Source organism: Neolewinella marina (assembly GCF_002631205.1).
GTDB classification, from domain to species: domain Bacteria; phylum Bacteroidota; class Bacteroidia; order Chitinophagales; family Saprospiraceae; genus Neolewinella; species Neolewinella marina.
On record NZ_PDLO01000007.1, the window covers coordinates 43,933 to 69,383 of the forward strand.

24 protein-coding genes and 1 tRNA gene are annotated in these 25,451 nt (G+C 63.2%); 12 read left to right on the plus strand and 13 right to left on the minus strand.

Annotated elements, in window-relative coordinates; all coding sequences use genetic code 11:
* The first annotated feature begins 5 nt into the window (after positions 1 to 5).
* The 3 genes from CGL56_RS18490 (at position 6) to CGL56_RS14410 (ending at position 3,620) form a co-directional block, all read left to right on the plus strand.
* Positions 6 to 1,292: an outer membrane beta-barrel family protein gene (locus CGL56_RS18490; protein ID WP_406603293.1), complete on the plus strand. Its 1,287-nt coding sequence runs from the start codon at positions 6 to 8 to the stop codon at positions 1,290 to 1,292.
* Between the two features lie 104 nt (positions 1,293 to 1,396).
* Positions 1,397 to 1,888 (plus strand): 5-(carboxyamino)imidazole ribonucleotide mutase, encoded by a 492-nt coding sequence (gene purE / locus CGL56_RS14405; protein WP_099107277.1) that lies wholly within the window; start codon positions 1,397 to 1,399, stop codon positions 1,886 to 1,888.
* A 67-nt stretch (positions 1,889 to 1,955) separates the two neighbouring features.
* Positions 1,956 to 3,620 carry a glutamine--tRNA ligase/YqeY domain fusion protein gene (locus tag CGL56_RS14410; protein WP_099107278.1) on the plus strand — a complete coding sequence of 555 codons (1,665 nt, stop codon included), beginning with the start codon at positions 1,956 to 1,958 and terminating at the stop codon, positions 3,618 to 3,620.
* A gap of 7 nt (positions 3,621 to 3,627) precedes the next feature.
* Here the strand turns inward: CGL56_RS14410 and CGL56_RS14415 are convergent, their stop codons facing one another.
* Both CGL56_RS14415 and CGL56_RS14420 read right to left on the minus strand, forming a co-directional pair.
* Positions 3,628 to 4,017, minus strand: a complete 390-nt coding sequence (locus CGL56_RS14415; RefSeq protein ID WP_099107279.1) for a translation initiation factor — start codon at positions 4,015 to 4,017, stop codon at positions 3,628 to 3,630.
* Between the two features lie 3 nt (positions 4,018 to 4,020).
* Positions 4,021 to 4,443, minus strand: coding sequence for a DUF983 domain-containing protein (locus tag CGL56_RS14420; RefSeq protein ID WP_099107280.1), 423 nt, complete (start codon positions 4,441 to 4,443; stop codon positions 4,021 to 4,023).
* Positions 4,444 to 4,648: 205 nt separating this feature from the next.
* Between CGL56_RS14420 and CGL56_RS14425 the strand changes: the two genes are divergently transcribed.
* The 3 genes from CGL56_RS14425 to CGL56_RS14435 all read left to right on the plus strand — a co-directional run bounded on the left by CGL56_RS14425 (position 4,649) and on the right by CGL56_RS14435 (position 8,837).
* Positions 4,649 to 5,515, plus strand: a complete 867-nt coding sequence (locus tag CGL56_RS14425) for a sigma-70 family RNA polymerase sigma factor (protein ID WP_099107281.1) — start codon at positions 4,649 to 4,651, stop codon at positions 5,513 to 5,515.
* Between the two features lie 34 nt (positions 5,516 to 5,549).
* A complete protein-coding gene (locus tag CGL56_RS14430; protein ID WP_099107282.1) occupies positions 5,550 to 6,356 on the plus strand; it encodes a UDP-2,3-diacylglucosamine diphosphatase in 807 nt (268 codons plus the stop codon).
* Positions 6,357 to 6,464: 108 nt separating this feature from the next.
* A complete protein-coding gene (locus CGL56_RS14435) occupies positions 6,465 to 8,837 on the plus strand; it encodes an alpha-ketoacid dehydrogenase subunit alpha/beta (RefSeq protein ID WP_245184306.1) in 2,373 nt (790 codons plus the stop codon).
* Here the strand turns inward: CGL56_RS14435 and CGL56_RS14440 are convergent.
* On the minus strand, positions 8,831 to 9,889 hold the full coding sequence (locus CGL56_RS14440) for an App1 family protein (protein ID WP_099107283.1): 1,059 nt from the start codon (positions 9,887 to 9,889) through the stop codon (positions 8,831 to 8,833). The genes CGL56_RS14435 and CGL56_RS14440 overlap by 7 nt on opposite strands.
* Positions 9,890 to 10,086: 197 nt before the next feature.
* On the opposite strand from CGL56_RS14440, the gene CGL56_RS14445 reads away from it, so the two are divergent.
* Both CGL56_RS14445 and CGL56_RS14450 read left to right on the plus strand, forming a co-directional pair.
* Positions 10,087 to 11,268: a PAS domain-containing sensor histidine kinase gene (locus CGL56_RS14445; protein WP_099107284.1), complete on the plus strand. Its 1,182-nt coding sequence runs from the start codon at positions 10,087 to 10,089 to the stop codon at positions 11,266 to 11,268.
* 3 nt (positions 11,269 to 11,271) lie between these two features.
* Positions 11,272 to 12,321 (plus strand): response regulator, encoded by a 1,050-nt coding sequence (locus CGL56_RS14450; RefSeq protein WP_099107285.1) that lies wholly within the window; start codon positions 11,272 to 11,274, stop codon positions 12,319 to 12,321.
* A 13-nt stretch (positions 12,322 to 12,334) separates the two neighbouring features.
* Here the strand turns inward: CGL56_RS14450 and CGL56_RS14455 are convergent, their stop codons facing one another.
* A complete protein-coding gene (locus CGL56_RS14455; RefSeq protein WP_099107286.1) occupies positions 12,335 to 13,252 on the minus strand; it encodes a universal stress protein in 918 nt (305 codons plus the stop codon).
* A 145-nt stretch (positions 13,253 to 13,397) separates the two neighbouring features.
* Between CGL56_RS14455 and CGL56_RS14460 the strand changes: the two genes are divergently transcribed.
* Together CGL56_RS14460 and CGL56_RS14465 are read left to right on the plus strand one after the other, a co-directional pair.
* On the plus strand, positions 13,398 to 14,315 hold the full coding sequence (locus CGL56_RS14460) for a universal stress protein (protein ID WP_099107287.1): 918 nt from the start codon (positions 13,398 to 13,400) through the stop codon (positions 14,313 to 14,315).
* 90 nt (positions 14,316 to 14,405) lie between these two features.
* Positions 14,406 to 15,797, plus strand: coding sequence for an MBL fold metallo-hydrolase RNA specificity domain-containing protein (locus CGL56_RS14465; protein ID WP_099107288.1), 1,392 nt, complete (start codon positions 14,406 to 14,408; stop codon positions 15,795 to 15,797).
* On the opposite strand, the gene CGL56_RS14470 is transcribed toward CGL56_RS14465, so the two are convergent.
* The 8 genes from CGL56_RS14470 to CGL56_RS14505 form a co-directional block, all read right to left on the minus strand.
* Positions 15,794 to 16,141 (minus strand): carboxymuconolactone decarboxylase family protein, encoded by a 348-nt coding sequence (locus CGL56_RS14470; protein WP_209280400.1) that lies wholly within the window; start codon positions 16,139 to 16,141, stop codon positions 15,794 to 15,796. The genes CGL56_RS14465 and CGL56_RS14470 overlap by 4 nt on opposite strands.
* Positions 16,138 to 17,007, minus strand: coding sequence for a universal stress protein (locus CGL56_RS14475; protein ID WP_099107289.1), 870 nt, complete (start codon positions 17,005 to 17,007; stop codon positions 16,138 to 16,140). Before CGL56_RS14475 ends, CGL56_RS14470 begins: the two co-directional genes overlap by 4 nt.
* A gap of 11 nt (positions 17,008 to 17,018) precedes the next feature.
* On the minus strand, positions 17,019 to 17,771 hold the full coding sequence (locus CGL56_RS14480) for a hypothetical protein (RefSeq protein WP_099107290.1): 753 nt from the start codon (positions 17,769 to 17,771) through the stop codon (positions 17,019 to 17,021).
* Positions 17,768 to 18,592, minus strand: coding sequence for a universal stress protein (locus CGL56_RS14485; protein ID WP_099107291.1), 825 nt, complete (start codon positions 18,590 to 18,592; stop codon positions 17,768 to 17,770). Before CGL56_RS14485 ends, CGL56_RS14480 begins: the two co-directional genes overlap by 4 nt.
* An 89-nt stretch (positions 18,593 to 18,681) precedes the next feature.
* Complete coding sequence (gene ribA / locus CGL56_RS14490) at positions 18,682 to 19,314, minus strand: GTP cyclohydrolase II (RefSeq protein ID WP_099107292.1); 633 nt, start codon at positions 19,312 to 19,314, stop codon at positions 18,682 to 18,684.
* 141 nt (positions 19,315 to 19,455) lie between these two features.
* On the minus strand, positions 19,456 to 21,858 hold the full coding sequence (locus CGL56_RS14495) for a zinc-dependent metalloprotease (protein WP_099107293.1): 2,403 nt from the start codon (positions 21,856 to 21,858) through the stop codon (positions 19,456 to 19,458).
* A 139-nt stretch (positions 21,859 to 21,997) separates the two neighbouring features.
* Complete coding sequence (locus CGL56_RS14500) at positions 21,998 to 22,633, minus strand: peroxiredoxin (protein WP_099107294.1); 636 nt, start codon at positions 22,631 to 22,633, stop codon at positions 21,998 to 22,000.
* 65 nt (positions 22,634 to 22,698) lie between these two features.
* A complete protein-coding gene (locus CGL56_RS14505) occupies positions 22,699 to 23,760 on the minus strand; it encodes a phosphotriesterase family protein (protein ID WP_099107295.1) in 1,062 nt (353 codons plus the stop codon).
* 108 nt (positions 23,761 to 23,868) lie between these two features.
* On the opposite strand from CGL56_RS14505, the gene CGL56_RS14510 reads away from it, so the two are divergent.
* A complete protein-coding gene (locus CGL56_RS14510) occupies positions 23,869 to 24,666 on the plus strand; it encodes a class I SAM-dependent methyltransferase (RefSeq protein ID WP_099107296.1) in 798 nt (265 codons plus the stop codon).
* Positions 24,667 to 24,709: 43 nt separating this feature from the next.
* On the opposite strand, the gene CGL56_RS14515 is transcribed toward CGL56_RS14510, so the two are convergent.
* Positions 24,710 to 24,783 (minus strand) — tRNA-Ala (locus tag CGL56_RS14515).
* A gap of 196 nt (positions 24,784 to 24,979) precedes the next feature.
* On the opposite strand from CGL56_RS14515, the gene CGL56_RS14520 reads away from it, so the two are divergent.
* Positions 24,980 to 25,441, plus strand: a complete 462-nt coding sequence (locus CGL56_RS14520; RefSeq protein WP_099107297.1) for a DUF1573 domain-containing protein — start codon at positions 24,980 to 24,982, stop codon at positions 25,439 to 25,441.
* The last annotated feature ends 10 nt before the right edge of the window (positions 25,442 to 25,451 follow it).

The following is a 25,451-nucleotide window of genomic DNA, read 5'->3' on the forward strand; positions in this document are numbered from 1 at the left end:
TCGACCTGGATTACGGTCGCTTCCGCACCGACCACCTCTCGGACCAGAGCAACGCCTACTTCGACCGGGAGGGCAGTCCGCTGACGGAACTACTCAATTTCTTTGACACCCCCACCGACATCGACATCTACACCGCCCAGGCCGACTACGAACAACCTGTGGCGGCGGGTACCTTCACCGCGGGCGTCAAGCTGTCGCGGGTGCAGACCAACAATACCTTCCTGTTCTACGCCGTGCAGCCCGGGGCTAATCCGGAACAGCAACTCGACGACCGCCGCAGCAACCAGTTCGACTACACCGAAAACGTCTACGCGGGCTACCTGAGCTACCAGGGTGACCTGGGGGAGCGGTGGAAGTACACCTCCGGCCTGCGGGTGGAAATTACCGACGCAACCGGGGAGCTCACTCCCTTTCGGGCCGACCTGCAGGAGCCCCCGGTGAACCTGAACTACGTCAGCCTTTTCCCAAACGCCGGAATAACCTACGCCCTGAACGCCCGCGCCGGAAACACCCTTAACCTGGCGTATGGCCGCCGGATCAACCGGCCGGACTACAACGTATTGAACCCCTTCCGCCGCCAGCTGAGTCAGCTCAGCTACGAGCGCGGGAACCCCTTCCTCAGTCCGGAAATCGTCGATAACCTCGAACTGGGGTATACCCACGCCTACCGCTATAACTTCAAGCTGGCCTACAGCAACACCGCCAACCAGATTACGCGGCTGATCGGCCCCGACGATGAGGATCCCCGCGCCGGATACATCAGCTGGGACAACCTGGCCTCCCAGCAGGTGTACTCCTTCAACGTCAGCGCCCCCCTGCAGCTCACCGAGGCCTGGAACCTCTACGTGAATGCATCCGGCAGCCACCTGTACAACCGGGCCGACTACGGCGACGGGGCAACCATCGACCTGAAGGCCTGGAGCTACAGCTTTTTCGTACAGAATACCATCAATCTGCCCTGGTCGGTCGTGGCCGAGGTGGGGGGCTACTTCTCCGGGCCGGGGGTGTGGGGCGGGGTGTTCCGCTACCGCGAGCTCGGGGCGCTGAATGGTGGGCTGCAGCGCAAGTTCTGGAACGAACGGTTGAACGTGAAGGTCAGCGGCAACGACCTCTTCTACACCTCGGGCTGGAACGGCACGAGTGAGTTCAACGGGCTGCGCAGTTCCGGGGCCGGGCAGTGGGACAGCCGGCGCATCGCCCTCAGTCTGAGCTACACTTTCGGCAACGAGCAGGTGAAAAGCCGGCGGCGGCAGACCGGGCTGGAAGAGGCCGCCGGGCGGGTGGGGGAGTAGCGACGGTTTGTCAGACATCGGATGTCTGTCATTTTGACAGACATCCGATGTCTGACAAAAGAACAGCGTACCTTGCCCCACCACACCAACACAGACTACACAGCATGGTATCCATCATTATGGGCTCCGATTCCGACCTGCCCGTCATGCGCGAAGCGGCGGAAATCCTCACCGAATTCAACATCCCCGTGGAGGTCACCGTGGTATCGGCCCACCGCACGCCGGACCGCCTGTTCACCTACGCCCGGGAGGCGGCGGGGCGCGGGATCGAGGTAATCATCGCGGGAGCCGGGGGCGCGGCCCACCTGCCGGGCATGGTAGCCAGCCTGACCCCGCTGCCGGTGATCGGGGTGCCGGTCAAGAGCCGCAACAGCATCGACGGTTGGGACTCCGTGCTCTCCATTCTGCAAATGCCGGGGGGCATCCCGGTAGCTACCGTGGCGTTGGACGGCGCCAAGAACGCCGGACTGCTCGCGGCCCGCATCCTGGGCGCCCGCGACACCGACATCCGCCAGCGGATGGCCGACTACCAGGAATCGCTGCGGCAGGCGGTCGAAGAGAAGTATACCCGCCTGGAACGCGACGGATGGCAGTAGTAGGAGGCCCCCGGGCCTTGTCGTAACTTCGCCGTTTCTCTTAGCGTTACCTCCCAAAGTATTCTGAATGTCAACTGCGGATAAGAAAGCCGACAATTTTATCGAGGAGATCATCCTTGAAGACCTGGCCAATGGCAAACACGGCGGTCGCATCCATACCCGCTTCCCCCCGGAACCCAACGGCTACCTCCACCTCGGCCACGCCAAGGCCATCGTGATCAATTTCGAGACGGCCCGGAAGTTCGGCGGCAAGACTAACCTCCGCATGGACGACACCAATCCCAGCACGGAGGAAACCCTCTACGTCGACAACATCCAGCACGACATCCGCTGGCTCGGCTACGAGTGGGAGGGGGAAACCCGCTACGCCTCCGACTACTTTGAGGACCTGTACGGCTTCGCCCTGCGGCTGATCGACAAGGGACTGGCCTACGTGGATGAGTCCTCAGCCGCGGAAATCGAGGCCCAGAAAGGCGACATCGGCGTACCCGGCACCCACAGCCCCTACCGCGACCGGAGCCCGGAGGAGAACCGCGACCTGTTCTCCCGCATGCGGGCCGGGGAATTCCCCGACGGCAGCAAGGTGCTCCGCGCCAAGATCGACATGGCCCATCCCAACCTGCTGCTGCGCGACCCGGTGCTCTACCGCATCAAGCACGAAGCCCACCACCGGACCGGCGACGCCTGGTGCATCTACCCCCTCTACGACTTTGCCCACGGGCAGAGTGACTCCCTGGAGGAGATCACCCATTCGCTGTGCAGCCTGGAGTTCCGCCACCACCGCGACCTGTACAACTGGCTGATCGATGCCCTGGAAATCTTCCCCAGCCGGCAAATTGAGTTCGCCCGCATGAACGTCGACTACTTCATCACTTCGAAGCGGCGGCTCAAAATGTTGGTCGACGATGGCATCGTGACCGGATGGGATGACGCCCGCATGAGCACCCTGGCTGGCCTGCGCCGCAAGGGGTACCCCGCCGAGGCAATCCGCAACTTCTGCATGGACACCGGCGTAACCCGCCGCGACAGCCAGCAGACGCTCGACCTGCTCGAGTACAAGGTGAGGGAAGTACTCAACCGGGACGCCGACCGCTATATGGCCGTGCTCGATCCGGTCAAGCTGGTGATCACCAACTATCCGGAAGGAAAAACCGAATGGCTGGACACCGAGAACAACCCGGAAAACGAAGCCAGCGGCACCCGCCAACTGCCCTTCAGCCGCGAACTCTACGTGGAGCGGGAAGACTACCGCAAGGAACCCCAGAACCGCAAGTACTTCCGCCTGGCCCCCGACAAGGACGTACGGCTGAAAAGCGCCTACATCATCCACTGCGATGGCCACGAGGAAGACGCCGAAGGGAACGTAACCCAGATCAACTGCACCTACTACCCCGACTCCCGCTCCGGGGAAGACACCAGCGGCATCAAGGCCAAGGGTACGCTGCACTGGGTGAATGCCGCCACCGCCGTGGACCTGGAGGCGCGGTTGTACGAACCCCTGTTCACGGACCCCACGCCGATGGACCACGAGGACCGCGATTTCCTGGAATTCATCAATCCCAACAGCCTGACCGTAGTGACCGCAAAGGGGGAGCCGGCCCTGGCCGAGGCCGGGGTGGGCGACAGCTTCCAGTTCCTGCGCAAGGGGTACTTCACGGTGGATCCCGACAGCGCCCCGGGCAAGCCGGTGGTGAACCTCACCGTGGGACTGAAATCCAGCTGGAAAGGGTAGGGGCTTCCTACCCGCCCGACTTCTTGGTATTGGGGTAGCCGTTGGTGCGCAGCCAGGCTACCACCCGTTCGCGCTGGTCGCCCTGGATGATGATCTCACCGTCCTTGGCCGAACCACCGACCCCGCAGGTGACCTTCAACTGTTTGCCCAGCTCCTGGAGCGCCTCGTCGGAGCCCTGGAAGCCGGTGACGATGGTGGCCGTCTTGCCCCGGCGCTGCTTGCGGTCGAGCAGCACGCGCAGGGCATCGGGGTACACGGCACCCGCGTCCGCGCCCGAATCCGTGGCATCCTCCTGGGAGGGATCGGGGCCGGGCGGCAGGTCACCCAGGCCGGAGAGGGCGGCGAAGGGGTTGTCGGTGGCGGATTCCTTTTTGGGGGCGTAGTTTTTGCGGGCCATGGATCAGGTGTGATTAACGGTTTTCGGTGGGGCAACCTCCAGCTTGCCGGCGTCGACGGCGGCGGCTACCTCGGGCTTGAAGCCGTAGACCAAATTTAGGTAAGCCGAGCGGGCCACCCGGAACCACCACACGAAGAGTATGGCCACGATGGCCAGCAGGGCGGCGAAGGAGGCGAACATCGACCAGTCGAGTACCCAGCGCAGGAACATGACGACCCCCAGACAGAAGAAACCGGAACCGATGTAGGAAATGAACATGGCCCCGTAATAGAAACCGGGCTCCGGGAAGTAGGGCTGCGCACACGCCGGGCAATGGGTGTACTGGGCAAAGGGTTCGCGGAAGGAAAAGCTGGGCGTGGAAAAGAGGTCGCCGCGGTGGCAGGTCGGGCACTTCAGGGCGAAAATGCTGTAGAATTTACTGGCCATAGGGAGGAGGGGGGTTGAAAAGACTGAATCGGGGAACGCGGAAGGTAAGCCAGGCCGCCATTTCCGGCCGTTCGTCGAATAATTGGGACCCCGCGGTAACTTTTGGATTCCTATACAGCATTAATAACCAAGCCTCAGGTAAAGTTTTCTATATTAGGACTGGATTTGAAGCGTAAAAAACCCAGGTTTGAAAAGGTAATCCCGAATGCGTCAACTAAAAATAAGCAACAAAATTACCAGCCGCGAGAGCATCGCGCTGGAGAAGTATTTGACCGATATCGGGAAGATCGACCTGTTGACGCCGGAAGACGAAGCTTACCTGGCGGCCCGCATCCGGGAAGGCGACCAGGCCGCCCTGGAGCGGCTGACGAAGGCCAACCTGCGCTTCGTCGTCTCCGTAGCCAAGCAGTACCAGAACCAGGGGCTGAGCCTTTCGGACCTGATCAACGAAGGCAACGTAGGCCTCATCAAGGCCGCCAAGCGGTTTGACGAGACCCGCGGCTTCAAGTTCATCTCCTACGCCGTCTGGTGGATCCGCCAGAGCATCATGCAGGCCATCGTGGAATACAGCCGCCTCGTGCGGATGCCAAACAACAAGGCCGCCGGCTACACCAAGATCACGGAGGCCATCGCCAGCTTTCAGCAGGAGTTCGAGCGGGACCCGGAACCCGAGGAGTTGGCCGAAGTGCTAAAGATATCCGTAGCCGACGTGGACCGTGCCTTGCGCGGGCGCATGCGCCACCTCTCGTTTGACGCCCCGGTGGCCGGCGACGACAGCGACATCACCATGCTGGACACCCTGCCCAACGATGAGGGCTCCAACCCCGACCTGAAGGTGATGGGCGAGTCGCTCACCAAGGAAATCATCGCCAACCTGAACCTGCTGGCCCCCCGCGAACGGGCCGTACTGGCGGCCTATTTCGGCCTCGACGGGGAGGAGCAGCTGAACCTCGAGGAGATCGGGGACCGCTTCGACCTTACCCGCGAGCGGGTGCGGCAAATCAAGGAGCGGGCCATCCGCCGGCTGCGGCGCAGCCGCAACAAGAACCTCCTGCGGAGCTACCTGGGGTAGGGCACTACCGCCGCCTTCTTCCTATCTTTCGGCCATGCCGATATTCTTCGCCTCCGACTTCCACCTTGGGGCCGACGCCCGCTGCAGCAGTCGGGAACGGGAGCGGCAGGTCGTGCGCTGGCTAGACCACTGCGTCCGCGAAGGGGCGGACGCCATCTACCTGGTGGGTGACCTCTTCGAGTTCTGGTTCGAGTGGGAAGAGGTCGTTCCCCGGGGGTTCGTTCGCTTCCTGGGCAAGCTGGCGGAAATCACCGACGCCGGCACCCCGATCCACGTCTTTACCGGGAACCACGACCTGTGGATGCGCGACTACCTGCCCCGGGAAACCGGCGTGACCCTCCACCAGCAGCCCGTAGTGCACCAGCTGCAGGGCAAGAAACTGCTGATCGGCCACGGCGACGGCCTGGGCCCGGGCGACTACGGCTACAAGCGCATGAAGAAGGTCATGACCGCCCCCTGGGCCCAGTGGCTCTACGCCCGCCTGCACCCCAACCTGGCCATGCGGCTGGCCCTGTTCTTCAGCAACAAGAGCCGGGAATCCCAACCTTCGGAAACCGAGTTCTACGGCCCCGACCGCGAATGGCTGGTGGCCTACTGCGAACGGCGGATCGCCCAGGACCCGACCCTCGACTATTGCATCTTCGGCCACCGCCACCTGCCCATCGACTACCGCCTGAGCAACGGGCGCAGCCGTTACCTCAACCTCGGGGAGTGGCTCAACTACTCCACCTACCTGCGGCTGGAAGACGGAGTGGCCACCCTGCTGCGCTGGGACGACTCCATCTCCGTACCGTTGTACGAGGGCAGCGCTCCAGGGCTGGTAATCAACCGGGAATCGTAATTTTCTGTTACCTTCGCAATACCCGGAACACCCGCGTTCCGATCTCGTTTGACATGTTACCCTGACCAAATTTGCGGCTGACCCCCGCGGAAATTAAACCTCAATGTTTTGCCCCTGAAAGATCCCGAGCTAACCACCGCGGACTTCCGGAAACTGCCGGAATCGGACTTTGAGCGAGCGCTGAATGACTACTACGTCTGTCGCGTGAGCCGAGAACTCAGTAATGTCATCAGAAAGGACGTCCTCAGCGGCCGGGCAAAGTTCGGGGTAAGCGACGACGGAAAGGAACTCTATCAGGTAGCCATGGCCCGCGCCATCGAGAAGGGCGACTGGCGGGCCGACTACTACCGCGGCCACACCCTCCTGCTCGCCCTCGGCATGGCCGACCCCGAGCAGCTGCTCGCCCAGCTCTACTCCGACGAACAGCACGACCCCTTCAGCGGCGGCCGGCAAATGGGCGGCCACTACGCCAACCGCACCGTCGACGAGGACGGCAACTGGCTCGACACCACCCAAACCTTCAACCTGAGCAGCGCCACCAGTCCGACCGCCGGACAGATGGCCCGCGGCTTCGGCCTTGCCTTCGCCTCCAAGGTGTACCGCCAGGACAACGAACTGCCCGCCGAACTCCACTCCCGCGACGGCAACGAAATCAGCTGGACCGAAATCGGTGATGCCTCCACCAGCGAGGGCGTCTTCTGGGAAACCATGAACGCCGCCGGCGTGGTCGGGGTACCCATGGTGTGTACCGTCGTCGACGATGGTTATGGCATCTCCGTTCCCGTGGAACTCCAGACCACCAAAAGCAGCATCAGCGAAGCCCTCGCCGGCCTGCAGCAGGAAGGGGAGAGCAACGGCATCGATATCTACACCGTACAGGGGTGGGACTACCCGGCCCTGGTGGAACTCTACCCCAAGGTGGCCCGTCGCGTGCGCAAACATCACCGTACGGCCCTGATCCACGTCCAGGAGCTCACCCAGCCCAACGGACACAGCACCAGTGGCAGCCACGAACGCTACAAGAGCGAGGAACGGTTGCAGTGGGAAAAGACCTGGGACTGCCTGGCGCAGTTCCGCCACTACCTGCTGGCTACCGGAGTAGCGGAAGCGGCCGATCTCGACGAACTCGACCGCCGCGCCAAGAAGGAGGTAGCCGCCGCCCGCAAGCGCGCCTGGGAGAACCTGACGACCCCCCGCAAGGCCCGCCGCGACGCCCTGCTGGAGCTGCTGCCGCCCCCCGCCGAACGGGATGCCGCCCTTCAGGCCTTCGCCCGCCAGATCCAGTCCCTCAGCCACCCCCTGCTCTCCGAACTCATCGACGCGGTGCGCCGGCTGCGCTTCCAGCTCGGAGCTAAGGAGCTGCCCCGCCCGCTGGGCGACTGGCTGCGTGACGCCACCTACGAACTTAAGGAAGCCAAGGGCTCCCACCTGCTCAGCAATACGCCCCGGTCGCCCCTGCGCATCGGGGGCACCCCGGCTGACTACGAAGAAAACGGCAAGCAGCTGCCCGGCTACGAAATCCTCCAGCACTACTTCGCGGCCAAGTTCGCGGAGCGCCCCGAACTGTTCGCTTTCGGGGAGGACGTGGGGGAGATCGGTGACGTCAACCAGGGCTTCGCCGGCCTCCAGAAACGTTTCGGCGACCACCGCGTCTTCGATACCGGCATCCGCGAATGGACCATCCTCGGTCAGGCCATGGGCATGGCCATGCGCGGCCTGCGGCCCATTGCCGAGATCCAGTACCTGGATTATATGTTCTACGGGCTGCCCATCCTGACCGACGACGTAGCTACCCTGCGCTGGCGGACCAATGGGATGCAGGCCTGCCCGATGATCGTTCGCACCCGCGGTCACCGCCTGGAAGGCATCTGGCACAGTGGCTCCTACCTTTCGCCCCTCATCGGCAGCCTGCGCGGGATGCACCTCTGCGTGCCCCGCAACATGGTACAGGCCGTGGGCATGTACAACACCCTGCTCGACGGCGATGATCCCGCCCTGGTGATCGAAGTCCTCAACGGATACCGCCTGCGGGAACCGGAACCGAGCAACCTACTGGAATTCCGCGTTCCCCTCGGCGTACCGGAACGCCTTACCGAGGGCAACGACCTGACGATCGTGACCTACGGCGCCTGCGTCCGCCTGTGCGTGGAAGCCGCCGGCATCCTGGCCGAGCGCGGCATCGGCGTCGAAGTGGTCGACGTTCAGACCCTGCTGCCCTTCGACCTGGAGCACCGCATCGCCGGTTACCTGTCGCGGACCAACCGCCTGCTCATCGTGGATGAAGACATGCCCGGCGGAACCTCGGCCTACCTCGAACGGGAGATCATCGAAGGGCAGGATGCATTCCGCCTGCTCGACGCCCCGGTGCGTACCCTGACCGCCGCCGTGCACCGGCCGGCCTACGCCGACGACGGCAACTACGCCAGCAAGCCCCAAACGATGGACATCGTCGAGGCCGCCCTGGAACTCGTCGCCTACTGAATCCAGCCCATCGCCCGGGCGTGCTCGGCGGCCTCCTCATAGGAGCCCACCAGCCGCACGTTGATCTCGCTGATGTCCTCGATCAGGTCCTCGATGCGCCGCGCCCGCAACTCGTGCTGCACGTCACGGATGTAGATGCAGAGGATGCGTTCCGGATTGTTGCGGGCCGCCTCCAGGTAGATGTCGGTATCCGCCTCCCCACTGTCGCCCAGCAGGATGAAGGGCAGGTGGGGGTAGGTTGACAGGATCTTGTCCACCATATCCGCCTTGTGGGTCTTGTACGACTGCACGGTATCCTCGGCGGGTAGGCCGAAATCCCGCAGCAGGATGGGCCCCCGCGGCAGGTGGTTCAGGTGGAGGAAGTCCAGCAACAGGTCGTAGAGGTTCCAGGGGCTGTTCGATACGTAAAAGAAAGGATTGTAGCCCTTCGCATCGGGTCCACCCTGCAGTGCCTGATAGAAGTCGGACACCCCCTCGAAGGCCCGGCGGTTGCCGGCGTTCTTGAGCAGGGTATGCATCATGGTCTTGAGCTTGAACCGGCTGGTAACGTCGGTTTGCAGGATGGTGTCGTCGATGTCGCTGATGATGCCGAATTCGGCCTCCTGGGGCATCACCACGTCGGAGTGGGAGACGTGGTTCACTGGCCCGTCCAGGGGGGTGCTTACCACCCGGACGGTGGCTTCCTGCCACAGCTTGTCGCCGAAGTGGGGGGCTTCCTCCGGGTTGCAGTGGTGCTCCACCTGGAAGTACCCCTCGCTGTCGGTGGTGCGCCGGAAAGTCTGCTCGCCCCAGGTGATCTCCACTTCGGCGTCGTCGATCTCCCGACTGTTGAACCGCTTGAAGTTGTTGACCAGGTTGTGCCAGAGCTGGTCCCTTTCGTTACGGCTGATGCCCCGGTCGCGGAGCACGCGGCCGGTCAGGTAGAGGTAATCGGGCCGCCCGAATCCAATGTAGTTGGCCACGTCAATGGGCTTGTCGTGGCCCCAGCGCAGGCGGTCAACGAGGTTGTCCCATTCGCGGTGAATCCCGTGGGCGAGGGCGGTAAGCGGCATATAAGTTTCGTTTAGGCAGAATACGTTCCGTTCTACGAAGTTTCTCCGGGGGGCTTTGTTCACTGGGGCGACATGGCGCGGGTGCCGGTGGGAAGGGAGGCCCCCAAAGCCCCGCTGGGCCTGACGGATGCGGAAAATTGCCGCAGCTGCCCGATATTGGGATGCGGGCTCCTTAAACTATTGTCCGCCAGCATCCCATGAGTCAGGACGACGGACGGCGACTGAAGGCCTTGTTTGAAATGGCCACCGACGGCATCATCACGATGAACGCCAGGGGCGTCATGGAGAACGTCAACCGGGCGGCCTGCGAGTTGTTCGGCTATACCGCCGATGAATTGCGGGGGCAGAAGGTCAATATGCTGATGTCCTTCCACGACCGTACCCACCACGACGAATACCTGGAGCGATACCAGCGCACGCGGGTGCCCCACATCATCGGGATTGGTCGGGAAGTAACCGGCCGCTGCAAGGATGGCCGCGAATTTCCCCTGCGCCTGGCCGTAAGCGAGGCCAAACTGGCGGAAGGCACCATCTATACCGGCATCCTCCACGACCTGAGCGAGTTCCACCTGGCCAAGAAGCGGGTGGACGACCTGAACAAAAGCCTGGAAAGCAAGGTGATCGAGCGTACCGCCGCCCTGCGCGCCCGGGAAGCCGAACTGCAGCGGGCCCTGGGCAAGGAGCGGGAACTCAACGAATTGAAAAGCCGCTTCCTCAGCCTGGCCAGCCACGAATTCAAGACCCCCCTGAGTACCGTACTCAGCTCCGCCGAACTGATTGAGCTCTATACCGACGGGGAACAACAGCCCAAGCGCCAGCGTCACCTCGACCGCATCAAGGACGCGGTGGGCCAACTCACCGAAGTCCTGAACGACTTCCTGTCGTTGAGCCAGCTCGAACAGGGAGAGATCAAACCTGTGTTGCGCAAGGTCCGCCTTCAGAACGTGGTGTCGGCGGCCATCGAGGCGAGCGAGGGACAGCTGCAGCCCGGACAGGAGATCCTCGTAGACCTGAGCGGTGCGCGACCGTGGATCGTCACCGACGCCAAGCTGTTGCGGCGAATCCTCATCAACCTGCTGTCCAACGCGGCGAAATACTCCCCGGCGGCTTCCCCCATCCACGTACGGGGCAGCCACGAAGGGGGAGTAATCAAGCTGGAGGTTCAGGATCACGGCATCGGGATTCCCCAGGAAGACCGGGTGCACCTCTTCGACCGCTTCTACCGGGCCCGCAACGCGGAAAACATCAAGGGGACGGGGTTGGGGCTGAACATCGTGGCCCAGTACGTCGAGCTGCTGGACGGCAGCGTTTCCTTCACCAGCCGGGAGGGGGAGGGCACGACCTTCACCATCGCATTACCCTCGGCCGAAAAAGCGTAGGGCATGGAAAAGCAAAAGATCAACGTACTCATCATTGAGGACAACGAGGCGGTCCGGGAGAACCTGGCGGAAATCCTCGAACTCTACGGCTACCATACCACGGTAGCGGCGAATGGCCTTTCCGGGGCCAAAATGGCCATTGAGTTGTTGCCGGATATCATCCTGTGCGACGTCATGATGCCTGAGCTGGACGGTTACGGGGTGCTCAACCTGCTTTCCGATAACGAGCGGACCGCCGGCATTCCCTTCGTATTCATCACCGCCCGCACGGAAGTTGATGACATTCGTCACGGGATGAACCTGGGAGCGGATGACTACATCACCAAGCCGTTTTACAAGGACGAACTACTGCAGGTGATCCGGACCCGGCTCAAGAAGGCCGCCCTCCGCCGCCGGGAGGAACCCGCCACGGCCCACCTCGACGTGGCGGATCGCGGCAAGGCCCGGCTGGAAGAAGCCTTTGCGGTTGCCGACCGGGAGCGAACCTTTGACGCCGGCGCGGCGGTGGTGCGGGAAGGAGAGTACCCCCACTTTGTCTACCGCATCAGCGAAGGACGCGTGCACCTGAGCCGGGCCCACGAATACGGTCGCGATTACATTCTGGCGGAACTGGCGGCGGGCGATATCTTCGGAATCACTTCCGCCCTGGAGCGGAGTCCCTTTCACTACACCGCCCGGGCAGCGGCGGGTCCGGCGCGCTGCCAACTGTTGCCAACTGAGCAACTCATGACCCTGATCAATGCCGACCGATCGATCAGCGCCGCCCTGATGCACCTGCTGGCGGGCCAGGTGGTTCACCACAGCGAACAGCTCGTTCACCAGGCCTACGACAGCGTGCGCCGGCGCACGGCGCTGGTGCTCTGTGACCTCGACAAGCGGCACGGCGACGAGCCGATCCTGCTGTCGCGGGAGGAGCTTGCCCAGATGGTGGGCTCAACCAAGGAGAGCGTAACCCGCGCGCTGTCCGACTTCAAGCGCGACCAACTCGTGGAAACCGAAGGGCGCCGGATCAGGATTACCCGACCCGAGGCCCTGCGCAGTCTCCTCGTATAAGGGAGTCTCCGGTTTACCCGGCTTCGTCCCCGGCGAACTCCGGAGCGGCAATGGTATCCGTCGGTGCCGCCAGGGTAGCGGTGTGGAGGACCAACACTGGCCGCTGCGACCGCAGCGCCAGGTCCTGGGTAAGGCTGGCGCGAAGCATGGCACGCCAGCGGCTGCGGGTCTGGTTGACGATAACGATGAGGTCGGCATCCACTTCATCGGCGTAGCCCATCAGGCCGTGGGAGATGTCTTTGTCCTCCACCGTCACTACCTCAAAGGGATAGTTGGCCGCCGGGGTGCGGTCCAGCAACTCCTCCATGAGTTTCCAGGGCAGGAAGCGGGGCTTGCCCTTTTCGGCCAGGGTATTAACGTGGATGAAGTGGACCTTGGCCCCGAAGAGGTTGGCCAGTCCCTCAAGCTGCCAGAGGGGGTAAGGGTCGGCGGTAGTGTAATTGTTGGCCACCACGATCTCTTCAAAGGAACGGAAACTGGCGCCATCGGGTACCAGGATCACTGGCCGGCGGCAGGCTTCGCTCACCGTAGTTGAGGTGCTGCCCAGCCACTTGTCGAGCATGGGCGGTGAACTGCGGGGTGCCATCACCACCAGGCTGATGTCGGGGCGGTGGGCCCGCTTGATGATCGCCGCGGAGGGGCTGAAGCTCACCTCGGTCTCAAAGGTCACTTCCACCCCACAGGGCGGTTCTACCAGCGGCTGGGTGGCTCCCGGTCCGGTGGAGTAGGCGAACTTGCGCAGCTGTTCTTCGTGGCTGCCCTGGATGGTACCGTCTCCCGTAATGTAAAGGGGGACGCGGGGATCGATCGACCCGCTGTAGTAGTGGGTGAGTACGACATCGAGGTCCATTTCTTCGGCCAGGTGGAGGGCAAAACGGTAGGCGTTGTGGCAGGGCAGGCTGAAGTCGACGGGAATTAGGATGCGGGACATGGATGCAAGCGGGTTGGTGAGCTTCAAAGTTCCGCGCCCGATCAGCGGATCGGGGTGTCGGAAATCACGGCCGTGATTGATCTGTGTCACCCGGTGCGGGCGGGCCACCACCCAATTTTACCACAAACAACAGAGTCCGTTCGCCATGAAGAAGATCACTTCCATCCTCGTCCCTACCGATTTCGGCCCCGCCGCGCTCAATGCCTACCGCTACGCCCTGCGGATGGCCGACACCCTCGGGGCCACCATCGATCTGCTGTACGTCATACCACCCACCCCGGCCAATATGGGCTACGGGTCATTCGTCGATCAGCTTTCCATTACCCTCCAGAAAGAAGCCCGGGAGGAAGTGGTTGCCTTTTCCAAGCAGGGCATCACCGAGGTCGGCAAGGACCTCAACAAGGTGCCCGGCATCCGTACTTTCGTCCGGGCGGGTGAACTCGGCTTTTGCCTGCGGCAACACGTCGAGCACGAAGGCAGCCAGCTCATCATCATGGGCACCTCCGGCAGCCACGGCAACTGGGACGATATCCTCGGGACGAACACCTCCTCCCTGGTCAATCGCGCGCCCTGCCCGGTGCTGGTTATCCCATCCGGGGCCCCCTACACCTCCCTGGAGTCGGTTTGCTTCGCGACCGACCTCCACAGTGCGGGCGCCTTCCAGGCCCGCAAGATCCTCCAGGCCCTGCGGCCTTTCCGGCCCAACCTTCACTTCCTCCACGTCAATACCGACGAGGGAGAGGCAGGAGAATTTGACCTGGAACTGCTGCGGGAAATGTTTGACCGGCCGGAATACGGCTACCGCGCCACTTTTACGGACCGCATGGCCGCGGACACCATCGGCGCCATTTTCGCCTACGCCTTCGAAAACAAGTGCAGCATGGTGATTATGCACCGGCCGGAACGCCCCTGGTTCCAGAAGCTGCTGCGCAAGAGCAACACCAAGGAAGCCGTGCTGCGCGCCCGCCTGCCCCTCCTCATCCTGACCACCGACCACATCATGGCCCAGGAGGGAACGGCCCGCTCGGCCGTGGCCCAGCGCCCGGACGGAATGCCTTCCTAAATCCGGGCCATTTCGATCACTTACCCCCCGGCGATTGTATCGCCGGGGGGATAATCCCGGTGAAAGCCCCTGACCATTACACCAGTGCCCATGCCCTCAGATTCAATTCACCTGCGCTTTCTCGGCGGCGCCGGTACCGTTACCGGCTCCAAATTTCTCCTCGAGGTGGATGACCGGCGCATCCTGGTAGACTGCGGCCTCTTCCAGGGGCTCAAGACCCTCCGTAACCTGAACTGGGCCCGCCCCGACTATGATCCGGCTACCCTGGACCTGGTGATCCTGACCCACGGCCACCTCGACCACTGCGGGTATTTTCCCCGGCTGGAGCGGTATGGCTTCACCGGGGAAATCTGGGGTACGGAACCCTCCCTCGCCGTCGCCGAGATCATCCTGCGCGATAGCGCCAAGCTGCAGGAAGAGGAGGCTAACCACGCCAACCGCTGGGGGTACAGCAAGCACCACCCCGCCAAGCCCCTCTACGCCACGGAAGACGTACCACGGACCCTCGAGCGATTCCGGCCCCAGGCAGCCGGAAAGTGGCAGCAGGTGAGTCCGGCAGTGGCCGTCCGCTTCCGACCCGTGGGCCACATCATCGGGGCCGCCTTCCTGGAAGTTGACATTGACGGACGGCGGCTGGTATTTTCCGGCGACGTAGGCCGCCCGGGGGATCCGCTGTTGCCGGACCCGGAACGCCCGGAACGAGCCGACTGGCTGGTGATCGAAAGCACCTACGCCGACCGCCTCCATCCCCCTGCCGATCCCGCCGAACAACTCGGACAACTCATCACGGAATCCTACGCCGATGGCGGGACGCTCATCATCCCCAGTTTCTCCGTCGAGCGCGCCCAAAGTCTCATGTATTACCTGTGGCAACTCCGCCAGGCCGGCAAACTCCCCGCCGGTATGCCGTTGTACCTCGACAGCCCCATGGCTTCCCGCGTACTTCACGTATTTGACCGCTTTCCGGACTGGCACAAACTCAGTCCGGAAACCTGCCGGAATATGGCCGATACGATTCATACCGTACGGACCTACCCGGAGAGCCTGGACGTACAGGCGCGGGAGGAATCCCGGGTGGTGATTGCCGGCAGCGGCATGGTGACTGGTGGTCGCGTGCTTTCCTACCTGACCCGCCACGTTGAAGATGCGCGAACGCGGGTGCTGCTGGTGGGGTTCCAGGCCCAGGGTACGCGGGGGCGTCAGCTCGAGCAGGGAATCCACGAAATCAAGATCTTCGGCAAATATTACCGGGTGAAGGCCAGTATCCACCGCTTGGAAGGGCTTTCCGCCCACGCCGACCAGCAGGAATTGCTGCACTGGGCCGGTGAAATCCAGCCGGATCCGGCAGGAGTGTGGATCGTCCACGGGGAACCCCACGCGGCCGACGTCCTGCGGGTGAAACTACGGGACGCCTATGGGTGGTCCACCTTTGTCCCCGCCCTGGATGAGACCGTCACGCTGAAGGTGCCGGTAGCCGGTTAAGCGGAGGACTTGGCGAACTGCTCCAGGGCCTGCAGGGCTTCACAACCGTACATTACGGCCGGGCCGCCACCCATTAATACCGCGACGCCAATGGCCTCGGCGATTTCCTCCTGCCCGGCACCCGCCGGCAGGGCATCGTGGACGTGAAAGGCAATACAGCCGTCGCAACGCACGGTGATGGCAATGGCCAGGGCTAGGAGTTCCTTGGATTTCCGGGAAAGCGCCCCATCGGCCAGGCTGTCGCGGTGCATCTGTCCGAAGGATCGCATGGTATGGGGGATCATACCGGAGAGCCGTTTCATGGCTCCCTGGAGTTCGCGGTGGTGAGCGACGTAGTCTTTCATAATACCTGCCGTTGAAAGGGAATCACGAGAATGGGCACCCCGCTGCGGTTGATGAGGGGCCGCAGGTGGCCCGGGGCGATGAGCCGTTCGAGGAAGCCCCGCCGCTCGCCGCCCAGGATCAGCAGGTCGATTCCCGTGCGCTCCGTATAGGTCAGCAGTTGCTTCACCACGGGGCCGTGATTGAGTTCATCGAGGTGGTAGGTGTAGCTCGGGAAATTCGGTCCACACGCGAGGTCAAGGAATTCCTTCTTGGTTTGCCATTCGGCTTCCGCATCCCGTCCGGCCACGTGAACGAAATGGACCTCAGGCCGCAGGGCCCGGATGATCTTCCTGGCGAATCCACTCATGTGGCGGATGTCGTCGGTCCCGTCAAATGCCAGGGCCAGTCGTTCCACCCGGGGGTAGCCGTAGTCCTTGGGAATGAGGATTACCGGACAGCCGCCGCGCAGGGCTACGGCCCGCGCTACTCCGCCGAAGGCTCCCGGTGGCTGCAGCCCGGCGCCGGTACCCACTCCACCCATCACGATGAGGCCCACATCTTCGGCATGGGATAGCTCCGTGAGCTGCTTTGCGGCACCTCCCTCGAGGGCCAGGGTTTTTACGGCGGGCAGCACGTCCATCCGCCCCTGGAAGGTGGCCAGCACGGGCTCCACGTTGCGGCGGGTGAAATACGAAAGGCGGTCCTCCAGTCGCTGCCGCTCGGCCGCCCGGGCGCGGCTGGAGATGGTCTGTGAGGTGCTGAGGCGGACGTCAAAAACGTGGACGACGCTCAGGTCCATCTTCATGGTTTCCGCCAGGTAGGTCCCGAAACGGGTGGCGGCCGCGGAGGTAGCGGAAAAATCTACGGGGACGACGATGCGTTTCATAATCGGGGTGATTATCGGGCGGCTACCTCGGCGGGATACATCACCGCGGCGGCCAGGAAGTGAAAGAATTCGGTCCGCACGTGGGCCGCCGAAGTGGCCATGGGACCGTGGTTTGCCTCAGCCAGTTGTCGCTCGAAATCTGCCAGGGCATTGGTGAGCCGCAAGGCGGCGTGTTCGGTGGTGGTGCTGCGGCTCAACCGGCCCGGCAGGGTACCCGCCGCGTAGACGGGCGGGATGGCCTGGAAGCGGTCCCAATGGTTGCGGGCCTGCTGGTAGGCCACGGCGTATTCTCCCCACTCCAGCAGGCACATCATTTGGTCCTGGCTGATCTCACTGACCCAATCCCACTGCCGGCTGAAGGCGTAGAGCAGGTCCAGGGGATGGTCCATGCCGTATTGGGGCCGCAGCTCTCCGAGGTTGTTGTGCAACTGATTCAGGTGGCTGATGATCCGGTGGGCGGGGGCATTGTCCACGGCGTTGCGCAATCCCACCATCCAGAGGTCGATGCGGCGGAGTACATCCCGCTCCTGGGCCGTAGGAGAAACCCGCAGGTAGGCGGTGCGCAGCTCGTTCCAGTTGCGCAGGGCCGCGGCGGTCGCTGCCCGGGCTACGGTGGGGTCGTCGGTTTCGGTGGCGATCCATACGATCAGTAGTTGGCGTTCCAGTTTGTCGGCGTCCATCTGCTGGTCCGGAGAACAACTGAACAGCATCCCGGCGGCGGGGGCAAGGGCGATCAGCAAGAGGGTTTTGAAGAAGGGCATCATGAGGCAACGCTTGAAAGGGTGGTCACCTCCTGGAGGATAAGGACGGGGACGGGGGAGCGCCAGATGATTTCCCGGGTGTTCGAGGCGACGATCAGGCGGCTCAGCCAGGTCGACTGCCGGTGGATCACCGTAATCAGGTCGACGCCCGTCAGCTGGACAAATTCCCGGATGGCTCCCTCCACCGTGTCGCCGTCGGCGAGCTGGTAAAAGAAATCGTGGCGCACCTCGGCGAGCAGTTCCTTGAACCTTTCGTCGGGGAGTTTTTTCTCGCCGGACTCCTGGTAGTGGAAGACGCGCAACTCGGTGGTGGCCCGTTCCACCAGTTCGTACAGGGGATACAGCGTCTTGGCGTTGCGGACGGGGCGCTGGTCGGTGGCCCACATCAGGGCGCGGGGGAAGGCGGGGGGGAAGCCGGCGGGAACCGCCAGGATGGGCACCGTCACCTCATCCATCAGGGCGGTGGTGGTACTGCCGAAGAAACGTCCGGCCACCTGGTTCTCCCCTTGGCAACCCATGACCACCAGATCGAAGGGGTTGCGGTAGATGAGGCGCTTGAGGCGCCCGATGGGCTTGCCCAGCTGAATGTGGATGTCTACTTCCAGCCCCTGGTCGCGCAGGCGTTCGGCCCGGGCGTGGAGGGCCTTTTCCTGTTGCTGGTACAGTTCCGAGCTCACTTCGCCGATGCGCAGCGGATCCCGCGGCAGGGAGTGAATGTAGACCAGCGTCAGGCGGGCCGAAAATTCCTCGGCCAACAAGCGGGCGTATTCGAGCGCGTTGTCGGCGGGGGAACTGAGGTCGGTGGGTACTAATACGTGTCGCATACCACAAAAGTGGTCAGCGGCCCGGCCTCAGGAGGTGACACAGGTCATACCCGGCGGTGATATCGCGCAACGGCGGCGGGGTGGGGGGCTTACTTCAGCCAGTGGCCCATGTCCAGCTGCTTGGTACGCAGGTAGTTGCGGTTGGCTTCACCGGGGGATACGATGATCGGGAGGCGGCGAACCACCTCGATGGGGCCTTCGCCAAAGGAGTCGACCTTCAGCGGATTGTTGGTCAGCAGCTGGATCCGGCGGATGCCGAGGTCCTGCAGGATGCCCTGGGCCACCCCGTAGTGGCGGGCGTCGATTTCCAGCCCGAGGTGGAGGTTGGCCTGGATGGTGTCCAGCCCCTGGTCCTGCAGCTGGTAGGCCTTGAGCTTGTTGATGATGCCGATGCCGCGGCCTTCCTGCCGCAGGTAGACCACGATTCCCTTCCCGGCGGCAACCATGCGCAGGGCCCGGTCGAGCTGTTCACCGCAGTCGCAGCGTTTGGAACCGAAGAGGTCGCCGGTGATGCATTCGGAATGGAGGCGGACGATAACGTCGTCCTTGGGATCCATCTCCGGGTGGACGAGGGCCAGGTGGGGAGTATAGTCCTCGGCGTCGCCGGCGTAGGCGATCATACGGAAATCCCCGTAGGGGGTCGGGATGAGGGCTTCGGCGCGTCGGGTGGCGGCGGCAAGGTCAGCGGGGGGCAACAGGATGGGTTCGCCGTGCTCGGGCATGGGGGTAAATCGGGGTTATGCGTGCAAGGGTAACGCCTGGAAGCAGCGGGGGTTGCATGATGGGTCCTCCCGAAACGCCGCCGCCCGCCCCCGGAGGTTCGGGGGCGGGCGGCGGACGGGTAGGATCCCGGGGACGGGAACTTACTTGCCGGTCATCGCTTCCAGGCCGGTGAGGGCAACCTGGATGTTCTGGGCCAGCTCGTCGCGGTGGCCCTGCACCAGGGCGTCGCCGGGGCGATTGCCGTTCGACAGCTGGGTACGGATCTGGGTCAGGTTGGCGCGGGCGGCGGCGCGGACGTCAGCGGCCACCTCCTCGTTCTTCAGCAACTTCGTCACGGCCTCTACGTAGGCGGCCTGGAGGTTGCGGCCGTAGCTGCTGTTGGTGTTTTCGGCCGTGAAGACGCCGCTGCGGGTGCCTTCCATCAGGTCCATCACCCCGTAGGTTTTGGCGTCGCGGGCCTTGTTCTCCACCATGCGGTTCAGCCGCTCCTCATCCAAGAGGGTACGGATGGCGTACTCCTGCAGGGAGGCGATCTTTTCGGCTACCCCGGTGGCGGAGATCCGCTGGAGGATGTCCTCATTGACCAGCCACATGGGCGTCTTGAAGATCTGCTCGTTGACGAACTGTACAGCGGCGGCCTGCTTCTCGCGGCTCACGGTTTCGTAGACGATCTTGTTCTCGTCGCTGCTCCGCTGCCACTCGTATACGCTGCCTACGTTGTTGGCCACGTGGCCGGTGTAGCGGCGCAGCTGGCCGATGACGTTGTCGTATACCTCCTCCAGGTTGTCAAAGTACTTGCCGTCCTCGGCCATCCAACCCTGGAGTTGGGGTACGATGCGTTTCAGGTTGGCGATGCCCAGGGTGGAGGCCAGTACGGCATCGTCGCCGATGTCTTCCGTCTGGGCGCTGGCGTCGTATCCATTGCGGGTCTGTCGTCCGTAGCGGTAGATGGGATCGTCGGCCTTCTCCTTAATCATTTCATTGAGCACCTGTTCCTCGTTCCCTTCCGGGATGGGCAGGTAGCCGTAGCGGATGGCGTAGTAGTCGTAGGGGCCGATCTTGGGCTGGAGTCCCACGCCTTCGTCTTCGGGCTGGGCCACGTAGTTGAAGCGGGCGTAATCCATAATGCTGGGGGCCACGCCGTTCTCCTGCACGAAGCCGGGGGTGCGCAGCTGCTCCACCGTGTAGGCGGGGCTGCTGCCCATGTTGTGGGGCAGTCCCAGGGTGTGACCTACCTCGTGGGCGGAGACGAAGCGGATGAGCTTGCCCATCACTTCCCGCTCGAACTTGGCGCTGCGGGCCTCGGGGTTCACGGCGGCGGTCTGGATCAGGTACCAGTTGCGCAGCAGGTTCATCACGTTGTGGTACCAGATGATGTCGCTCTCCAGGATCTCACCCGTGCGGGGGTCGTGGACGTGGGGTCCCTGGGCGTTCTGGATCTCGGTGGTCACGTAGCGGATCACGCTGTAGCGTACGTCTTCGGGGCTCCAGTCGGGGTCTTCGGCCTTGGTGGGGGCGTCCTTGGCCTGGATAGCGTTCTTCAGCCCGATGGCTTCGAAGGCCTTCTGCCAGTCTTCGACGCCCTGTTTGATGTAGGGGGCCCATTCGGCCGGGGTGGCCGGGTCGATGTAGTAGACGATGGGTTTCTTTACTTCCACCAGTTCACCGCGCTCCCAGGCTTCCATATCCACGGGTTCCAGCCGCCAGCGGGTGATGAAGCGCTGCTTCTCGGCGCGCTGGGCGTCCAGGCCGTAGTTGGTCTGCTCGATGCTGAAGTAGCCTACCCGGGGGTCGTACTTGCGGGGCTTCATGGGGTCGGCGGGGAGCAGGATGAAGCTCTGGTTCATCTCTACGGAAAGGGTGCCGGTCACCTTGTTGTCCGGCAGGTCGTCGCCCTTGTAGGTGAGTACGTGGCGCACCTCCACGTTGCTGGGGAAGGCCTTCACGCGCATGATCAGGCTGCGGTCCTTGTCCAGCCCCTTGATGCCGAACCGCTTGCGCTCGTCGTCGTCGAGGGCGCCGATCATGGGCTCGTCGTTGGTGAAGAAGGGGGTTACGTCGGCCACCACCGTAGCGCTGTCGGGGCCGTAGGCCTTGATGTCGAAGGCCGCCACGATGGGCTCGAAGTTGTTGTTCTTTACCGACTGGTACACCGGCAGTTCCTCGCTGGCCACGCTGTTGTAGCTCACGCTGCGCAGCAGGACCTTCTCGCCGTGCTTCTGCCAGCGCACCACCTGCTGGGGACGGCTTTTCATGCCCGCGCCACCAAAGTTGAGGCCCTTCACGTGGCCACTGATGCGGCTCACGACCAGGATTTCTTCATCCAGCAACTGAACGGGCAGTTCGAAGTAGGTCTTGCCGTCCTTGCTGATCACGCCAAACAATCCTTCCTGGACGGTGGCGTCCTTCACCAGGTCGCGGTAGGCGTTCTTGTCTTTCTTTTCGGTTTTCTCATCCTCGCCGTTGTCCTGGGCGTGCAGGGTACTGAGGGCGGGCACGCAGGTGCCAAGGAATAACAGGATGAGCAGGGAAATTCTATTCATATGGTTCGGGGTTGATAACAAAATGCTTCCTCGACGGCGGGGGAGGCCCCGCGCCGCCAGGGAAGCAAGGTAATAAATTGATTGGCCTGACAACTGTCGCAACCGCGTCGCGAGGCGGCCTTTTTCGGTTACCGGCCGACTAGCGGTTCGGTTGGGGGGTGGTGCGCAGGTAGGGCTTGATCTCCTTGTGGCCCTTGGGGAACTTGTCCGGAATGTCCTCGGTAGCGATGCTGGGGCTCACCACCACGTCCTCGCCGTCTTTCCAGTCCACGGGGGTGGCCACGCTGTAGTTGTCGGTCAGCTGAAGGCTGTCGAGCACCCGCAGGATTTCCTGGAAGTTGCGTCCCGTGGAAGGGGGGTAGGTGAGGGTCAGCCGCACCTTGCGGTTGGGATCGATGATGTAGACGGAGCGCACGGTGAACTTGTCGTCGGCCTCGGGGTGGATCATGTCGTAGGCTACGGCCACCTTGCGGTCGTGATCGGCGATGATGGGGAAGTTCATCGTCACGTTCTGGGTTTCCTCGATGTCCTTCACCCAGCCGTGGTGGCTGTCCAGGTCATCGACGCTCAGGGCAATCACCTTGGCGTGCCGCTGCTCGAAGTCTTCCTTCAGGGCCGCGGTGCGCCCCAGCTCGGTGGTGCAGACGGGGGTGTAGTCGCTGGGGTGGCTGTACAGCACCACCCAGTGGTCGCCGGCCCAGTCGTAAAAGTTGATGTCTCCTTCGGTGGTCTGGGCATCGAAGTTGGGGGCGGTTTCTCCTAGTCGTAATGGCATGATGGGTTGTTTTGGTATAGAATGGGGAAACGTGGAAGCGGCCTGCGGGTTGAGGGGTGGCCGGCCTAGCGCAGCCGCTGGCGGATCGTAAAAAAGCCCGCGGGATTGGTGACCGTAAGCTGGTGGATTTCCGCTTCCGTGAAGCCCGCGGCCCGCAGCAGGGGCAGAAAGGTGTTTGCCAAGGTATCCATGGGCCGCCGGGCCGCGAGGTCGGGCGGGAAACTGCTGCCGTCGTGGCTGAGCAGGACGCGGTCCAGCAATCCCCCTGCGCGCAGCGCCAGCAGGTGTTGGAGGTGACGGTCCAGGGTGTCGTCTCCCTGCTTGCGGCCGGCCTGGAAGTAGGGGGTCTTGATGCCATCCAGGCTGATCCAGGCACCCCGTCCGGCAGCCTCCAGCAGCGGGGCGGGGTCCGTCAGGTTCTGGGCGTGGGTCCACGCCCAGGCCCGGGGGGATACGCCCTCTTCGGCAAGGATTTGCAGTTGTTGTTCGGCCGCGGCGGCATTGTCGCCAGTGTGAATCGCCATGCTCAGTCCGGTGGCCCGGTGGGTGATGGCGGCGGCCCGTACCAGCCTGCCGTCGATGGGGGAGAGGGGGCCGGAGTCTACGGCGGTCTTGATGAAGCCGGGGCGGATGCCGGTTTCCCCGATGCCATCTGTGAATTCGGCGATCCACCGGTCAGCAATGCCCTGCGCATCCAGATCGTAGGCTTCCGCGGGCACGTAGCGGTCGTCGGCCGCGCCGTAGTAGCCGGTGTTGGTGATGAGGTGAAGGCCGGAAAGTCGGGAGAGTTCCCGCAACAGTTCCGGTGCCCGCCCGAAGGAATAGGCGGTACAGTCGGCGATCGCGCCCACGCCCAGCTCGGCGAGGTATTTAAGGTAGGGAACGACTTCCCGCGCGGCGGCGGCGGTTTCGTAAGGGGCCGGCTCCACGGGCGGGGCGCCGAAGCGCGACAGCACGTGCTCGTGCGGCAGGCAGAATCCCAGGGCGTCGGGTGAGATGGGGCCACCCACCGTCATGATCACCTCGGCCGGGGGGCGGCGGCCGGCAGCGGGCAGGGCCAGGCAGCTCCCCGCCAGCAGGGTGGCCAGGGACTGGAGGAAGGCACGACGGGGAACCGGAAGCAGCACTGGAGGGGGTGGGATTAGGTGGCAGAAGATAAGGCTAAATCCGGTTGTCCCGGCATTTCGCCAGGGTACGGAACCCGCGCACCGCCGCAAAAATATTATCCTTGGGCCATGGAAAATTACCTTGAAATCAACCGGGCGCACTGGAACGCCCGCACCCCCGCCCACTTGGGGAGTGAATTTTACGACGTGAAAGGTTGGCTGGCCGGGCAGGACAGCCTCCGGGAAATTGAGCTGGCCCTGCTGCCCGAAGACCTGTCCGGGAAGCGCATCCTTCACCTGCAGTGCCACTTCGGACAGGATACCCTGTCGCTGGCCCGACGGGGAGCGGAAGTCACCGGGGTCGACCTGAGCGACGAGGCGATCGCCGCCGCCCGGGAACTGGCGGAGCGGGCCGAACTGGAGGCGCGCTTTATCAACTGTGACCTGTACAGCCTGCCCGACCACCTCGATGAGGCGGGGAGCTTCGACTACGTCTTCACCAGCTACGGAACCATCGGGTGGCTCCCCGACATCCGGCGGTGGTCCGCCATCGTGGCCCGCTACCTGCGGCCGGGCGGGCGCTTCGTATTTGTGGAGTTCCACCCCCTGGCTTGGCTCTGGAACGAGGACCGCACCGGAATCAAGTATTCCTACTTCGGCGGCGCCCCCATCGTGGAGGAAGAGGGCAGCTACACCGACGGCAGCGAAGGGGTAAGCGGGCAGATCGTCAGTTGGGACCACCCCCTGAGCAGCATAATTACGGCCCTGGTGGAGGAGGGGCTGCGGCTGCGGTCGTTTCAGGAGTACGACTTCTCTCCCTACGACTGCTTCCCGGATACGGTAAAGGTGGGCGACCACCGCTGGCAGCTGCGCGGGCTGGAGGGCAAAATCCCCCTGACGTACGCCCTGGATATGGAGAGGGAATAAACACGAACGCCCCCGACAGCGAACTGTCGGAGGCGTTTCGGGGTGGAGAATACCGGAGTCGAACCGGTGACCTCTTGCATGCCATGCAAGCGCTCTAGCCAGCTGAGCTAATCCCCCGTGGCGGTTAAGCGGTGGCAAAGATAAGGGTCCCCATTTTAAATATCCAAGCGAATCACAGAAGTTTTTCCATCTCCTTAACAACTTATCCCGGGGTCCGGTATCATCTTTTGGGTACTCCCGGCGTTGTAGTGGTGGCTACTGGCGCACTTGAGGTGTCGGCCGTACCTTTACACCCGAAGAAAAACATTCTGATATGCAGCGCATTTTCTCCCTCCTCCTTTTGCTCAGCGGCCTTTCCGTCGGCCTGCAGGCCCAGGCGCCGGCTACCGAGCAGTCCGCCGCCGCTACCGCCGGCATGACCTTTGAGCAGACCGAGATCGACTACGGCACCATTCAGCAGAACGCCGACCCCTACCGCACCTTCACCTTTACGAATACGGGTAACCAACCCATCATCATCACCAACGCCGTAGGTTCCTGCGGTTGTACCGTGCCCAGCTACAGCAAGGCCCCCGTGGCCCCCGGTGAAAAGGGAGAGATCAAGGTGCGCTACGCTACCGACCGCCTGGGCAAGTTCCGCAAGCGCGTTACCCTGACCACCAACGTAAGCAATGAGCCCGTGGTGCTCACCATCATGGGCGAGGTGCTCGACAAGCCCGCCCAGCCGAACGCCGTACCCGCTGGAGGTGGCGGAATGTTCAACAACGGCAACTAGTCCGCACCAC